24 protein-coding genes are annotated in these 13,502 nt (G+C 58.2%); all 24 read left to right on the top strand.

What is annotated here, in order from left to right; genetic code table 11:
* The first annotated feature begins 308 nt into the window (after positions 1-308).
* Positions 309-680: a 30S ribosomal protein S12 gene (gene rpsL, locus JNO50_RS17795; protein ID WP_189536869.1), complete on the top strand. Its 372-nt coding sequence runs from the start codon at positions 309-311 to the stop codon at positions 678-680.
* A gap of 107 nt (positions 681-787) precedes the next feature.
* Positions 788-1,258, top strand: a complete 471-nt coding sequence (gene rpsG, locus JNO50_RS17790) for a 30S ribosomal protein S7 (protein WP_189536871.1) — start codon at positions 788-790, stop codon at positions 1,256-1,258.
* Positions 1,259-1,285: 27 nt separating this feature from the next.
* On the top strand, positions 1,286-3,385 hold the full coding sequence (fusA, locus tag JNO50_RS17785; protein ID WP_189536873.1) for an elongation factor G: 2,100 nt from the start codon (positions 1,286-1,288) through the stop codon (positions 3,383-3,385).
* Between the two features lie 70 nt (positions 3,386-3,455).
* The gene (gene tuf / locus JNO50_RS17780; RefSeq protein ID WP_215796421.1) at positions 3,456-4,646 is read left to right on the top strand and encodes an elongation factor Tu; all 1,191 of its coding nucleotides are present in this window, start codon (positions 3,456-3,458) and stop codon (positions 4,644-4,646) included.
* Positions 4,647-4,658: 12 nt separating this feature from the next.
* Complete coding sequence (rpsJ, locus tag JNO50_RS17775) at positions 4,659-4,970, top strand: 30S ribosomal protein S10 (protein WP_189534193.1); 312 nt, start codon at positions 4,659-4,661, stop codon at positions 4,968-4,970.
* Between the two features lie 144 nt (positions 4,971-5,114).
* Complete coding sequence (rplC, locus tag JNO50_RS17770; protein ID WP_189534195.1) at positions 5,115-5,759, top strand: 50S ribosomal protein L3; 645 nt, start codon at positions 5,115-5,117, stop codon at positions 5,757-5,759.
* The gene (gene rplD / locus JNO50_RS17765; RefSeq protein WP_189534197.1) at positions 5,759-6,379 is read left to right on the top strand and encodes a 50S ribosomal protein L4; all 621 of its coding nucleotides are present in this window, start codon (positions 5,759-5,761) and stop codon (positions 6,377-6,379) included. Before rplC ends, rplD begins: the two co-directional genes overlap by 1 nt.
* On the top strand, positions 6,370-6,678 hold the full coding sequence (gene rplW / locus JNO50_RS17760; protein ID WP_215796420.1) for a 50S ribosomal protein L23: 309 nt from the start codon (positions 6,370-6,372) through the stop codon (positions 6,676-6,678). Before rplD ends, rplW begins: the two co-directional genes overlap by 10 nt.
* An 11-nt stretch (positions 6,679-6,689) precedes the next feature.
* Entirely contained in the window at positions 6,690-7,523 is an 834-nt protein-coding gene (rplB, locus tag JNO50_RS17755; RefSeq protein ID WP_189534201.1) for a 50S ribosomal protein L2, read from the top strand.
* 5 nt (positions 7,524-7,528) lie between these two features.
* A complete protein-coding gene (gene rpsS / locus JNO50_RS17750; RefSeq protein ID WP_028536833.1) occupies positions 7,529-7,807 on the top strand; it encodes a 30S ribosomal protein S19 in 279 nt (92 codons plus the stop codon).
* Positions 7,808-7,816: 9 nt separating this feature from the next.
* On the top strand, positions 7,817-8,146 hold the full coding sequence (rplV, locus tag JNO50_RS17745; protein ID WP_189534203.1) for a 50S ribosomal protein L22: 330 nt from the start codon (positions 7,817-7,819) through the stop codon (positions 8,144-8,146).
* A gap of 10 nt (positions 8,147-8,156) precedes the next feature.
* Entirely contained in the window at positions 8,157-8,858 is a 702-nt protein-coding gene (rpsC, locus tag JNO50_RS17740) for a 30S ribosomal protein S3 (protein ID WP_189534205.1), read from the top strand.
* The gene (gene rplP / locus JNO50_RS17735; RefSeq protein WP_189534208.1) at positions 8,842-9,258 is read left to right on the top strand and encodes a 50S ribosomal protein L16; all 417 of its coding nucleotides are present in this window, start codon (positions 8,842-8,844) and stop codon (positions 9,256-9,258) included. Before rpsC ends, rplP begins: the two co-directional genes overlap by 17 nt.
* Positions 9,258-9,446: a 50S ribosomal protein L29 gene (gene rpmC, locus JNO50_RS17730; protein ID WP_189534209.1), complete on the top strand. Its 189-nt coding sequence runs from the start codon at positions 9,258-9,260 to the stop codon at positions 9,444-9,446. The genes rplP and rpmC overlap by 1 nt, the downstream gene beginning before the upstream one ends.
* Before the next feature lie 2 nt (positions 9,447-9,448).
* The gene (gene rpsQ, locus JNO50_RS17725; protein ID WP_189534211.1) at positions 9,449-9,712 is read left to right on the top strand and encodes a 30S ribosomal protein S17; all 264 of its coding nucleotides are present in this window, start codon (positions 9,449-9,451) and stop codon (positions 9,710-9,712) included.
* A 202-nt stretch (positions 9,713-9,914) separates the two neighbouring features.
* Positions 9,915-10,283 (top strand): 50S ribosomal protein L14, encoded by a 369-nt coding sequence (gene rplN / locus JNO50_RS17720; RefSeq protein WP_189534214.1) that lies wholly within the window; start codon positions 9,915-9,917, stop codon positions 10,281-10,283.
* 10 nt (positions 10,284-10,293) lie between these two features.
* Entirely contained in the window at positions 10,294-10,608 is a 315-nt protein-coding gene (gene rplX, locus JNO50_RS17715) for a 50S ribosomal protein L24 (RefSeq protein WP_189534216.1), read from the top strand.
* 9 nt (positions 10,609-10,617) lie between these two features.
* Positions 10,618-11,157, top strand: a complete 540-nt coding sequence (rplE, locus tag JNO50_RS17710; protein WP_189534218.1) for a 50S ribosomal protein L5 — start codon at positions 10,618-10,620, stop codon at positions 11,155-11,157.
* A gap of 4 nt (positions 11,158-11,161) precedes the next feature.
* Positions 11,162-11,467: a 30S ribosomal protein S14 gene (rpsN, locus tag JNO50_RS17705; RefSeq protein ID WP_189534220.1), complete on the top strand. Its 306-nt coding sequence runs from the start codon at positions 11,162-11,164 to the stop codon at positions 11,465-11,467.
* 14 nt (positions 11,468-11,481) lie between these two features.
* Positions 11,482-11,877 (top strand): 30S ribosomal protein S8, encoded by a 396-nt coding sequence (gene rpsH / locus JNO50_RS17700; protein WP_189534222.1) that lies wholly within the window; start codon positions 11,482-11,484, stop codon positions 11,875-11,877.
* 12 nt (positions 11,878-11,889) lie between these two features.
* Entirely contained in the window at positions 11,890-12,423 is a 534-nt protein-coding gene (gene rplF / locus JNO50_RS17695) for a 50S ribosomal protein L6 (RefSeq protein ID WP_189534224.1), read from the top strand.
* Between the two features lie 13 nt (positions 12,424-12,436).
* On the top strand, positions 12,437-12,790 hold the full coding sequence (gene rplR / locus JNO50_RS17690) for a 50S ribosomal protein L18 (protein ID WP_189534226.1): 354 nt from the start codon (positions 12,437-12,439) through the stop codon (positions 12,788-12,790).
* A 13-nt stretch (positions 12,791-12,803) separates the two neighbouring features.
* Positions 12,804-13,322 carry a 30S ribosomal protein S5 gene (gene rpsE / locus JNO50_RS17685; protein WP_189534228.1) on the top strand — a complete coding sequence of 173 codons (519 nt, stop codon included), beginning with the start codon at positions 12,804-12,806 and terminating at the stop codon, positions 13,320-13,322.
* Positions 13,315-13,494: a 50S ribosomal protein L30 gene (rpmD, locus tag JNO50_RS17680; RefSeq protein WP_189534230.1), complete on the top strand. Its 180-nt coding sequence runs from the start codon at positions 13,315-13,317 to the stop codon at positions 13,492-13,494. The genes rpsE and rpmD overlap by 8 nt, the downstream gene beginning before the upstream one ends.
* The last annotated feature ends 8 nt before the right edge of the window (positions 13,495-13,502 follow it).

Below are 13,502 nucleotides of genomic sequence, written 5' to 3'. Positions count from 1 at the left end.
TAATGAGGAAGGCCGAATCTACGGTAGGCACGAAGGCCACGACATGTGCGCATTACGTCTTTTCGTGTCGAAATTTCCTCAACAGGAGGTGGGCCACCGGAAGTGACCGTCGGCGGCATGCCGAAGCGCAGGTGCGGGGAGCGTGGAGCGTGAAACAGGGTGGCCGGAAAAAATGCTGCTCATTCAAGGGCTAAGCGGTTTTGCGCGCCGTCATTTCGATTGACCCCCATGTTTGACTCAACTATAATCCAGCCTCTCTCATGGCGGCATGTTGCCGTTGTGGGGATATCAACTAGGAACTGATAGTAATGCCAACCATCAACCAACTCGTGCGCAAAGGCCGCCTCGCCACCACGGCGAAGAGCAAAGTGCCCGCGCTGGATGCCTGCCCGCAAAAGCGTGGCGTGTGCACCCGTGTTTACACCACCACTCCGAAGAAGCCTAACTCGGCTCTGCGTAAAGTGTGCAAGGTGCGTCTGACCAACGGTTTCGAAGTCATTTCGTACATCGGCGGTGAAGGCCACAACCTGCAGGAACATAGCGTCGTGCTGATCCGCGGCGGTCGTGTCAAGGACCTTCCGGGTGTGCGTTACCACACCGTTCGCGGCTCCCTCGACACCGCAGGCGTCAAGGACCGTAAACAGGCTCGTTCCAAGTACGGTGCCAAGCGTCCCAAGTAAGCGCTTGTCGGGTTTGGAACGGCGGCCGAGTGCCGTCGAGTAAGTGGTTGCTCCCTTATGGGTAACCATGAGCGCTAAAGCTCAACTGAATAGTTTAAGGAATTAAAATGCCAAGACGCAGAGAAGTCCCCAAGCGTGATGTCCTGCCTGATCCGAAATTCGGTAGCCAGGATCTCTCCAAATTCATGAACGTCGTGATGATCGACGGCAAGAAGTCGGTTGCCGAGCGCATCATCTACGGCGCGCTGGACCAGATCGAAAAGAAAACCGGCAAGAACGCCATCGAAGTGTTCAACGCCGCGATCTCCAACGCCAAGCCGGTGGTCGAAGTGAAGAGCCGCCGTGTTGGTGGTGCCAACTATCAAGTTCCTGTTGAAGTTCGTCCCGCACGCCGTATGGCGCTGGCCATGCGCTGGCTGCGCGACGCCGCCCGCAAGCGCGGCGAAAAGTCCATGGATCTGCGTCTTGCCGGCGAACTGATCGATGCGGCTGAAGGCCGCGGCGGCGCAATGAAGAAGCGTGAAGAAGTTCACCGCATGGCTGAGGCCAACAAGGCGTTCTCGCACTTCCGTTTCTAATTCAACCCAACCTACAAGGTTAAGGCCGTGGCTAGGAAAACCCCTATCGAGCGCTACCGTAATATCGGTATCTCCGCTCACATCGATGCTGGTAAGACCACCACCACCGAACGCATTCTGTTTTACACCGGCGTGAACCACAAGATTGGTGAAGTTCACGACGGCGCTGCCACCATGGACTGGATGGAGCAGGAACAGGAGCGCGGTATTACGATTACCTCCGCTGCTACCACTACCTTCTGGAAAGGTATGGCCCTGCAGTATCCGGAGCACCGCTTCAACATCATCGACACCCCGGGACACGTTGACTTCACTATTGAAGTCGAGCGCTCCATGCGCGTTCTGGACGGCGCCGTGATGGTTTACTGCGCGGTGGGCGGTGTTCAGCCCCAGTCGGAAACCGTATGGCGTCAGGCCAACAAGTACAAGGTTCCGCGTATCGCGTTCGTGAACAAGATGGACCGTCAGGGTGCCAACTTCTTCCGCGCCGTGGAACAGGTCAAGACCCGTCTGCGCGGCAATCCGGTGCCCATCGTGGTTCCGGTCGGTGCCGAAGACGGCTTTACCGGTGTTGTCGACCTGCTGAAGATGAAGTCCATCATCTGGGACGAAGCTTCCCAGGGGATGAAGTTCGAATACGGCGAAATCCCGGCTGAGCTCGTGTCCGTTGCCCAGGAATGGCGCGAGAAGATGGTCGAGGCCGCCGCCGAAGTCGACGAAGACACCATGAACAAGTACCTCGAAACCGGTGAGCTCACCGAAGAGGAAATTGTTTACGGTCTGCGCCAGCGTACCCTGCGTTGCGAAATCCAGCCGATGCTGTGCGGCTCCGCGTTCAAGAACAAGGGTGTTCAGCGCATGCTGGACGCCGTTGTCGACCTGCTGCCGAGCCCGATCGACGTTCCCCCGGTACCGGGCGAGAACGAAGACGGCACGCCGACGGTCCGCAAGGCCTCCGATGACGAGCCGTTCTCCGCACTGGCGTTCAAGCTGATGAACGACCCGTACGTCGGTCAGCTGACCTTCTTCCGCGTCTATTCCGGCGTGGTGAAGTCCGGCGACTCCGTCCTGAACTCCGTCAAGGGCAAGAAAGAGCGTATCGGCCGTATCGTTCAGATGCACGCCAACGAGCGTAAAGAGATCGAAGAAGTTCGCGCCGGCGACATCGCCGCCGCCATCGGTCTGAAGGAAGTGACCACCGGTGAGACCCTGTGTTCGTCCGACGCTCCGCTGATTCTCGAGCGCATGGAGTTCCCGGAGCCGGTGATTCACGTCGCCGTTGAGCCGAAGACCAAGGCCGACCAGGAAAAGATGGGCGTTGCCCTGAACCGCCTGGCGAAGGAAGACCCGTCGTTCCGCGTGCGCACCGACGAAGAATCCGGTCAGACCATCATTTCCGGTATGGGCGAACTGCACCTGGAAATTCTGGTTGACCGCATGCGCCGTGAATTCGGCGTGGAAGCCAACGTCGGCGCTCCGCAGGTTGCTTACCGCGAAACCGTCACCAAGACCGTTACCGATGTCGAAGCCAAGCACGTCAAGCAGTCCGGCGGTAAGGGGCAGTACGGTCACTGCGTCATCACCCTGGAGCCGCTGGGCGAAGGTGGTGGTTACGAGTTCGTGGACGAAATCAAGGGCGGCGTGATTCCGCGCGAATTCATCCCGTCCGTGGACAAGGGTATCCAGAACACCCTGTCCACCGGTATTGTCGCCGGCTACCCGGTGGTGGACGTACGTGTGCGTCTGACCTTCGGTTCCTACCACGATGTCGACTCGTCGCAAATCGCCTTCGAACTGGCCGGTTCCATGGCGTTCAAGGAAGCGATGCGCCGCGCCAGCGCGGTTCTGCTCGAGCCGATGATGGCCGTGGAAGTCGAGACCCCGGAAGAGTACATGGGCGACGTCATGGGCGACCTGTCCTCCCGCCGCGGTATCGTGCAAGGCATGGATGACGACGGCCTGGGCGGCAAGAAGATTCGTGCCGAAGTCCCGTTGGCCGAAATGTTCGGTTACTCGACCACGCTGCGTTCGCTGACTCAGGGTCGTGCTACGTACTCCATGGAGTTCAAGCACTACTCCGAGGCGCCGAAGCACGTTGCCGACGCCGTGACCAACGCCAAGAAGTAATGCGCGCTGAGGCCGGCCCTTCCGGGGCCGGTCCCGATCTTTATCGTTCTTTAATCAAGGATTTTGCAAAATGGCAAAAGAAAAGTTTGAGCGGACAAAACCGCACGTAAACGTCGGCACCATCGGTCACGTTGACCATGGTAAAACCACGCTGACCGCCGCTATCACCACGATTCTGTCGAAGAAATTCGGTGGCGAAGCGAAAGACTACTCGCAGATCGACAGCGCGCCGGAAGAAAAGGCCCGCGGTATTACCATCAATACCGCTCACGTTGAGTACGAAACGGCTTCGCGCCACTACGCTCACGTTGACTGCCCGGGTCACGCCGACTACGTGAAGAACATGATTACCGGTGCCGCTCAAATGGACGGCGCGATTCTGGTGTGCTCGGCCGCTGACGGTCCGATGCCGCAGACCCGCGAGCACATCCTGCTGGCTCGTCAGGTAGGCGTTCCGTTCATCATCGTGTTCCTGAACAAGTGCGACATGGTGGATGACGAAGAGCTGCTGGAACTGGTGGAAATGGAAGTGCGCGACCTGCTGTCGTCGTACGATTTCCCGGGCGACGACCTGCCTATCATCAAGGGCTCGGCTCTGAAGGCGCTGGAAGGCGACCAGTCCGACATCGGCGAACCGGCGATCTTCCGCCTGGCCGACGCGCTGGACAGCTACATCCCGACGCCGGAACGCGCGATCGACAAGCCGTTCCTGCTGCCGATCGAAGACGTGTTCTCGATCTCCGGCCGCGGTACCGTTGTGACCGGTCGTGTTGAGCGTGGCGTGATCAAGGTCGGTGAAGAAATCGAAATCGTGGGCATCAAGGCCACCGCGAAGACGACCTGCACGGGCGTTGAAATGTTCCGCAAGCTGCTGGACCAGGGTCAGGCAGGCGACAACGTCGGCGTACTGCTGCGCGGCACGAAGCGTGAAGAAGTCGAGCGCGGTCAGGTACTGGCCAAGCCGGGTTCCATCACCCCGCACACCAAGTTCACCGGCAGCGTGTACATTCTGTCGAAGGAAGAGGGCGGTCGTCACACTCCGTTCTTCCAGGGCTATCGTCCGCAGTTCTACTTCCGTACGACCGACGTGACCGGTTCGGTTACGCTGGAAGAGGGCGTGGAAATGGTAATGCCGGGTGACAACGTAACCTTCGCCGTGGAACTGATCGCCCCGATCGCCATGGAAGAAGGCCTGCGTTTCGCCATCCGCGAAGGTGGCCGTACCGTCGGCGCCGGTGTCGTTTCTAAAATCGTCGCTTAATTAGGAACAGACATGCAAAGCCAACGTATCCGCATCCGCCTCAAAGCGTTCGACCACAACCTGATCGATCGTTCCGCTCAGGAAATCGTCGAAACCGCCAAGCGCACTGGCGCCGTTGTCAAGGGCCCGGTTCCGCTGCCGACCAAGATCGAGCGTTTCAACGTTCTGCGTTCGCCGCACGTGAACAAGACTTCCCGCGACCAGCTGGAAATCCGCACTCACCTGCGTCTGATGGATATCGTTGATCCGACCGACAAAACGGTTGACGCTCTGATGAAGCTCGACCTGCCGGCCGGCGTTGATGTGGAAATCAAGCTGCAGTAATTACGGAAGAGAGTCAGCAAGCACGCTAAGTGCTTGCGGCGCTTGAATTTTCTGTGATACATTAGCGGACTCGCAATTTTGCGAGTCCGCTTTTGTTTTTGTATGCCGGCCAATCGTAGTCGGCACCTGCAAAAGGAAATAAACATGAGTAAAGGTCTTGTCGGACGCAAAGTCGGCATGACCCGCATCTTCGCCGACGATGGTGTATCCATCCCGGTTACGGTGCTGGACATGTCCGCCAACCGCGTTACGCAAATCAAAACGGCCGATGTTGACGGCTACACCGCCCTGCAAGTGACTTATGGCGCTCGCAAGGCAAGCCGTGTCAACAAGGCTGCTGCCGGTCACTACGCCAAGGCTGGCGTTGAAGCCGGTCGTGGTCTGCACGAATTCACCCTGTCCGCGGAAGAACTCTCCGGCTACAAGCCGGGCGATGCCATCTCCGTTGAGATTTTCCAGGTGGGTCAGATCGTTGACATCACCGGCACCTCGAAGGGTAAGGGTTTCTCCGGTGTCATCAAGCGCCACAACTTCGCGTCGAACCGCGCCTCCCATGGTAACTCCCGTTCGCACAACACGCCGGGTTCCATCGGTCAGGCTCAGGATCCGGGCCGCGTTCTGCCGGGCAAGCGCATGGCAGGTCAGTACGGTAACACCAAGTCTACCGTTCAGTGCCTGGAAATTGTTCGTATCGACGTTGAGCGTCAGCTGCTGCTGGTCAAGGGTGCCGTTCCCGGTGCCAAGAACAGCGACGTTGTCGTGCGTCCTAGCGTGAAGGCGGGTGCGTGATGGAACTGAAAGTAGTCAATGCTCAAGGCAAGGCCGTAGAAGGTCTGCAAGCGTCCGAATCCCTGTTCGGCCGCGAATACAACGAGGCACTGGTGCATCAGGTCGTTACCGCTTACCTGGCTAACGCCCGCAGCGCCAACCGTGCGCAGAAGACCCGCGCCGAAGTCAACCACACCACCAAAAAGCCGTGGCGTCAGAAGGGTACCGGCCGTGCGCGTTCCGGTATGTCTTCGTCCCCGGTATGGCGTGGTGGTGGTCGTGCCTTCCCGAACAGCCCGGACGAAAACTACAGCCACAAGGTCAACCGCAAGATGTTCCGCGCCGGCATGGCGGCCATCCTGTCGCAACTGGTTCGCGACGAGCGTCTGATCGTGGTTGACGGTCTCTCGGTCGAAACCCCGAAGACCAAGGAATTCGTCGGCGTGGTGAAGTCGATGGGCCTGGAACAGGCTCTGTTCATCACCAAGGAACTGGACGAAAACCTCTATCTCTCGTCTCGCAACCTGCCGAACGTGCTGGTGATCGAGGCTCAACAGGTTGATCCTTACAGCCTGCTGCGCTTCAAGAAGATCGTGATCACCCGTGACGCCGTGAAGCAACTGGAGGAGCAGTGGGCATGAATCAAGAACGTCTGTTGCAAGTAATTCTTGCTCCGGTTGTCTCCGAGAAGAGCACGTTCGTTGCCGAGAAAAACCAGCAAGTGGTTTTCCGTGTCGCAACCGACGCTACCAAGCCGGAAATCAAGGCCGCAGTGGAAATGCTGTTCAACGTCAAGGTTGAGAGTGTCTCCACCGTGAACGTCAAGGGTAAGGTCAAGCGCTTTGGCCGTACCATGGGCCGCCGCAAGGACTGGAAAAAGGCTTACGTAAGCCTCGTGCAGGGTCAGGAACTCGATCTGACCACCGCGGTTGCCGAGTAAGGAGATAGAGCATGCCTATCGTAAAAGTTAAACCGACTTCCGCGGGCCGTCGTTCGCTCGTCAAGGTCGTGAATCCCGACCTGCACAAGGGTGCGCCGCACGCTGCGCTGGTTGAGAAGAAAAGCTCGACCGGTGGCCGTAACAACAACGGTCACATCACTACCCGTCACAAGGGTGGCGGTCACAAGAAGCACTACCGCATCATCGACTTCCGTCGCAACAAGGATGGAATCCCGGCGAAGGTGGAGCGTCTTGAATATGATCCGAACCGTACCGCTCACATTGCCCTGTTGTGCTATGCAGACGGCGAACGCCGTTACATCATCGCTCCGCGTGGCGTGAAGGCTGGCGACGTTCTGCTGTCCGGCGCCGAAGCCCCGATCAAGGCGGGTAACGCGCTGCCGATCCGCAACATCCCGGTTGGTACCACGGTTCACTGCATCGAGCTGCAGCCTGGCCGCGGCGCCCAGATGGTCCGCTCCGCCGGTGCTTCCGCCATGCTGCTGGCGCGCGAAGGCATTTATGCCCAGCTGCGTCTGCGCTCCGGCGAAATCCGCAAGGTGCACGTTGACTGCCGCGCCACCGTTGGCGAAGTCGGCAACGAAGAGCATAGCCTGCGCAAGATCGGTAAGGCCGGTGCGAACCGCTGGCGTGGTATCCGTCCGACCGTTCGCGGTACTGCGATGAACCCGGTTGATCACCCGCACGGTGGTGGTGAAGGCCGTACCGGCGAAGGTCGCGTACCGGTCAGCCCGTGGGGCACTCCGACCAAGGGCTTCCGTACCCGTCGCAACAAGCGTACCGACAACATGATCGTACGCCGCCGCTATTCCAATAAAGGGTAATTGACATGGCACGTTCGCAGAAAAAAGGCCCGTTTGTTGATCTGCACCTTCTGAAGAAGGTAGACGCGGCGCGTGCGACCAGTGATAAGCGTCCGATCAAGACCTGGTCGCGTCGTTCGACCATCCTGCCGGATTTCATTGGTCTGACCATCGCCGTACACAACGGTCGCACCCACGTACCCGTTTATGTGTCCGAAAACATGGTCGGCCACAAACTGGGCGAATTTTCCCTGACTCGTACCTTCAAAGGCCACGCGGCCGACAAGAAGGCGAAGAAGCGATAAGGTGAAGCGATGAGAGTATCTGCATATCTGAACAATGCCCGACTGTCGGCCCAGAAAGGCCGCCTCGTGGCAGACCTGATCCGCGGCAAGTCCGTCGATGAGGCCCTGAACATTCTGGCTTTCAGCCCGAAAAAAGGCGCCGAGTTGATCAAGAAGCTGCTCCTGTCCGCTATCGCCAACGCCGAGCACAACGAAGGTGCCGACATTGACACCCTCAAGGTGGCAACCATCTTCGTTGACAAGGGTCCGAGCCTGAAGCGTTTCTCCGCTCGCGCCAAGGGCCGCGGTAATCGCATCGAGAAGCAGACCTGCCACATCTCGTTGACTGTGGGCAATTAAGGGGTACGTTATGGGTCAGAAGATTCATCCGACGGGATTCCGTCTTGCCGTAACTAAGAACTGGGCATCCAAATGGTTTGCCAATAGTCACGATTTCGCCGGCATGCTGAAACAGGACATCGATGTTCGCGATTTCCTGAAGCAACGTCTGGCTCACGCCAGCGTCGGCCGCGTCATCATCGAGCGTCCGGCCAAGTCCGCCCGCATCACCATTCACAGCGCCCGTCCGGGTGTCGTGATCGGCAAGAAGGGCGAGGACATCGAAATCCTGAAACAAGAACTGCAAAAGCGCCTGGGCGTGCCGGTGCATGTGAACATCGAAGAAGTTCGCAAGCCTGAGCTCGACGCACAGATCATCGCCGACGGCATCGCTTCCCAGCTGGAGAAGCGCGTGATGTTCCGTCGCGCCATGAAGCGCGCCATGCAGAACGCAATGCGCATGGGCGCCCAGGGCATCAAGATCATGTCCTCCGGTCGTCTGAACGGTATCGACATCGCCCGCAGCGAATGGTACCGCGAAGGCCGCGTGCCCCTGCATACCCTGCGTGCTGACGTGGACTATGCAACCTCCGAAGCCAAGACCACCTACGGTGTGATCGGCATCAAGGTATGGGTATACAAGGGTGAGTCGAAGCCGGGTCAGGTCGTTGCCGCTCCGGTCGCTCCCGAGAAGAAAATGAGAAAGGGGCCTCGCAATGCTGCAGCCAACTAGACTCAAGTACCGTAAACAGCAAAAAGGCCGCAACACGGGTATCGCTACTCGTGGCAACAAAGTGAGCTTTGGTGATTTCGGTCTTAAGGCTATTGGTCGCGGTCGCCTGACCGCCCGTCAGATCGAAGCTGCGCGTCGTGCGATGACCCGCCACATCAAGCGTGGTGGCCGCATCTGGATTCGCATCTTCCCGGACAAGCCGATTACGTCCAAGCCTGCTGAAGTACGTATGGGTAACGGTAAAGGTTCCCCTGAGTACTACGTTGCAGAAATTCAGCCTGGCAAGATGCTGTACGAAATGGATGGTGTTTCCGAGGAACTCGCTCGCGAAGCTTTCCGTCTGGCCGCAGCCAAATTGCCGATCCCGACTGTGTTTGTGACTAGACAGGTAGGTCAGTGATGAAAGCGTCCGAACTCAAAGCCAAGAGTGTAGACGAGCTGAAGGCCGAACTGCTCAGCCTTCTGAAGGCTCAGTTTGCGCTGCGTATGCAGCACGCCACCCAACAGCTCACCAAGAACAGTGAACTGAAGAAAGTGCGTCGCGACATCGCTCGCGTCCGCACCATTCTGAAAGAGAAGGCGGCTTGAATATGAGCGAAACCAAAGTCGTACGTACGCTGACCGGCAAAGTAGTCAGCGACAAGATGGACAAGACCGTGACCGTGCTGGTCGAGCGCAAGGTTAAGCACCCGATCTACGGCAAGATCATCCGTCGTTCCAAGAAGTTTCACGCGCATGACGAGAACAACGAGTTCAAGGCTGGCGACATCGTGGTAATCAGCGAGTCCCGCCCGCTCTCGAAAACCAAGTCGTGGGTAGTGACCGCACTGGTCGAGAAGTCTCGCCTGGTGTGAGTGCTTGCAGAGGGGGCAACCCCTCTGTATAATGGCCATTTTCCTGCCTCGTTAGGGCAGGATTCTGCCCTTTACGGGGTCCAAAACTGGCCGTTTGACACGCCGCAGCTTTGGCTGTGGCGTTTCGTCTGTCGTAGTTCGACTCTTCGAGCTTAACGCGGACGAAAGTGACGGGTTAAGTTGGATAGAAAGGTAATCACACATGATCCAAATGCAGACCATGCTTGAGGTCGCTGACAACACCGGTGCAAAGCATGTTATGTGCATCAAGGTGCTGGGCGGCTCCAAGCGTCGCTACGCAAGCGTTGGCGACATCATCAAGGTGAGCATCAAGGATGCTGCTCCGCGCGGTCGCGTCAAGAAAGGCGACGTCTACAACGCGGTTGTAGTTCGCACCGCCAAGGGCGTGCGTCGTCCGGACGGCTCGTTGATCAAGTTTGACGGCAATGCCGCCGTACTGCTCAACACCAAGCTCGAGCCCATCGGCACTCGTATCTTCGGGCCGGTAACGCGTGAACTGCGTACCGAACGCTTCATGAAGATCGTTTCGCTGGCGCCGGAAGTGCTGTAAGGGGATACGCATGCTTAAAATCCGCAAAGGTGATGAAGTCGTAGTAATCACCGGTAAAGACAAAGGTAAGCGTGGCACCGTCCTGCGTGTCCTCGAGGGCAAGCTGGTCGTTGAAGGCGTGAATGTTGTCAAGAAGCACCAGAAGCCGAACCCGATTCGTGGCGTGGCTGGCGGTGTCGTTGAAAAGACCATGCCGATTGACGTGTCCAACGTGGCCATCTTCAATCAGGCTAGCCAGAAGGCTGACCGCGTAGGCTTCAAGGTTCTTGAAGACGGCCGCAAGGTTCGCGTGTTCAAGTCCTCCGGCGAAGTTATCGGGGCGTAAGGAGTCAACATGGCACGTCTCTACGATTTCTACAAAGAAACTGTCGTACCCGATCTGATGAAACAGTTCGGCTACAAGTCGATCATGGAAGTACCGCGCATCGAAAAGATCACCCTGAACATGGGTGTCGGCGAAGCCGTGGCTGACAAAAAAGTCATGGAACACGCCGTGGGCGACATGGAAAAACTGTCCGGTCAAAAACCGGTCGTTACCACCGCCCGCAAATCGATCGCCGGCTTCAAGATCCGCGACCACTACCCGATCGGCTGCAAGGTAACCCTGCGTCGCGAACGTATGTACGAGTTCTTCGACCGCCTGGTGACCATCGCCCTGCCGCGCGTACGTGACTTCCGTGGTGTTTCCGGCAAGTCTTTCGACGGCCGTGGCAACTACAACATGGGTGTCAAAGAGCAGATCATCTTCCCGGAAATCGACTACGACAAGATCGATGCTCTGCGTGGTATGAACATTACGATCACCACCACGGCGAAGACTGACGAAGAGGCCCGCGCTCTGCTGGCCGCGTTCAAGTTCCCGTTCAAGGGTTAAGCACATGGCAACACTTGCACTGATTAACCGTGAAGAGAAGCGCGTAAAGCTGGCCGCCAAATACGCCGCCAAGCGTGAGCAGCTTCTCGCCGTCATCAACAACCAGAGCCTCTCGGAAGAAGAGCGTTTCGCCGCACGCCTGCAACTGCAGCAGCTGCCGCGCAACGCCTCCCCGGTCCGCCAGCGTCGTCGCTGCGCCATCACCGGTCGTCCGCGTGGCGTGTTCCGTAAATTCGGTCTGGGTCGTAACAAGCTCCGCGAAATCGCCCTCAAAGGCGAGATCCCGGGTGTTGTGAAGGCCAGCTGGTAATAGGAGACACATAAATGAGCATGCATGATCCTATTTCCGATATGCTGACCCGCATCCGCAACGGTCAACGCGCTTCCAAGGTGGCTGTTTCCATGCCGTCCTCGAAGCTGAAGGTAGCGTTGGCTCAGGTGCTGAAAGAAGAAGGCTATATCGAAGACTTCGCCATCGCTGGCGAAGCCAAGAAACCTGTTCTTGATATCCAGCTCAAGTACTACGCTGGTCGTCCGGTGATCGAGCGCATCGAGCGCGTATCCCGTCCCGGCCTGCGCGTGTACAAGGGCACCACCGAAATTCCGAAGGTCATGAACGGCCTCGGCGTTGCCATCCTGTCCACCTCCAGTGGCCTGATGACCGATCGCAAGGCACGCGCTGCCGGCGTCGGTGGCGAGCTGCTGTGCATCGTGGCGTAAGGGGAGGGTGTAATGTCTCGCGTAGCTAAGAATCCCGTAGCCATCCCGGCAGGCGTAGAAGTCAAGTTCTCCGCGACCGAGGTGACTGTGAAGGGCTCCAACGGCTCCCTCAGCACGCCTCTGTGCGAGGAAGTGGAAATCAAGCTGGACAACAACCAGCTGACTTTCGCAGCCAAAAACGACAGCAAGTTCGCGCGCGCCATGTCCGGCACGCTGCGAGCGCTCCTCAACAACATGGTGACTGGCGTCTCCAAGGGCTTCGAGAAGAAGCTGAGCCTGGTCGGCGTAGGTTATCGCGCCCAGGCCCAAGGTGATGCCCTGAACCTGTCTCTTGGTTTCTCCCATCCGATCGTGCACAAGATGCCCGCCGGTATCAAGGTTGAGACCCCGAGTCAGACCGAGATCGTGATCAAGGGTGCTGACAAGCAGCGTGTTGGTCAGACCGCCGCCGAGATTCGCGCATACCGCGCTCCCGAGCCTTACAAGGGCAAGGGTGTCCGTTATGCCGACGAGGTTGTGGTTCTGAAAGAGACCAAGAAGAAGTAACTGAGGCACTGACATGGACAAGAAACAAGCTCGACTCCGCCGTGCACGCAAATCCCGTGCTCGGATTGCGGAGCTCAAGATGGTGCGTCTCACTGTGTACCGCACCAACTGCCACATTTACGCCCAGATCATCGATGAGACCCGTAGCCGCGTCCTCGCCAGCGCTTCGACGCTGGAGGCCGAAGTTCGCTCCGGCCTCAAGAGTGGCGGCAACGTGGACGCCGCAGCCCTGGTCGGCAAACGCATCGCCGAGAAGGCGAAAGCCGCTGGCATCGAGAAAGTTGCCTTCGACCGTTCGGGTTTCAAATACCACGGTCGTATCAAGGCCCTGGCCGACGCTGCACGCGAATCCGGCCTGGTATTCTAATTCGGAGTAAAGAATGGCTAAGCACGAGATCGAAGAGCGCGGCGACGGTTTGATCGAAAAAATGATCAGCGTCAACCGTGTCACCAAGGTGGTGAAGGGCGGTCGTATCATGGCCTTCTCCGCACTCACCGTGGTCGGCGACGGCGATGGTGGTATCGGCATGGGCAAAGGCAGGTCGAAAGAAGTGCCTGTTGCCGTGCAAAAGGCAATGGAACAGGCCCGCCGCGGCCTGGTCAAGATTCCGTTGAAGAACGGCACTCTGCATCACACCGTAATCGGCAAGCATGGCGCGACCACCGTGTTCATGCAGCCGGCCAAGGAAGGTACCGGCGTTAAGGCCGGTGGCCCGATGCGCGCCATTTTTGACGCGATGGGTGTACGCAACGTATCGGCCAAGGTTCATGGTTCGACCAACCCGTACAACGTGGTTCGCGCCACGCTGGATGGCCTGAACAAGATCTGCGTACCGTCTCAGATCGCCGCCAAGCGCGGTCTGACCGTTGAGCAAATCCTGGGGGTGGATCATGAGTGACGCCAAGACCGTAAAAGTGACTCTGGTGAAAAGCCTGATCGGCCGACTGGAGTCGCACAAGGCTTGCGCCCGCGGTCTGGGTCTGAAGAAGATCAACCAGACTGTCGAAGTGCTCGATACGCCTGCTAACCGTGGCATGATCAACAAGATCAGCTACCTCTTGAAATTCTGAGGGCTAAG

The sequence above is a fragment of the Paludibacterium paludis genome (assembly GCF_018802605.1).
Lineage (GTDB): Bacteria > Pseudomonadota > Gammaproteobacteria > Burkholderiales > Chromobacteriaceae > Paludibacterium > Paludibacterium paludis.
Note: the sequence above shows the minus strand (reverse complement) of the source record. Positions and strands in the feature narration are given on the sequence as shown.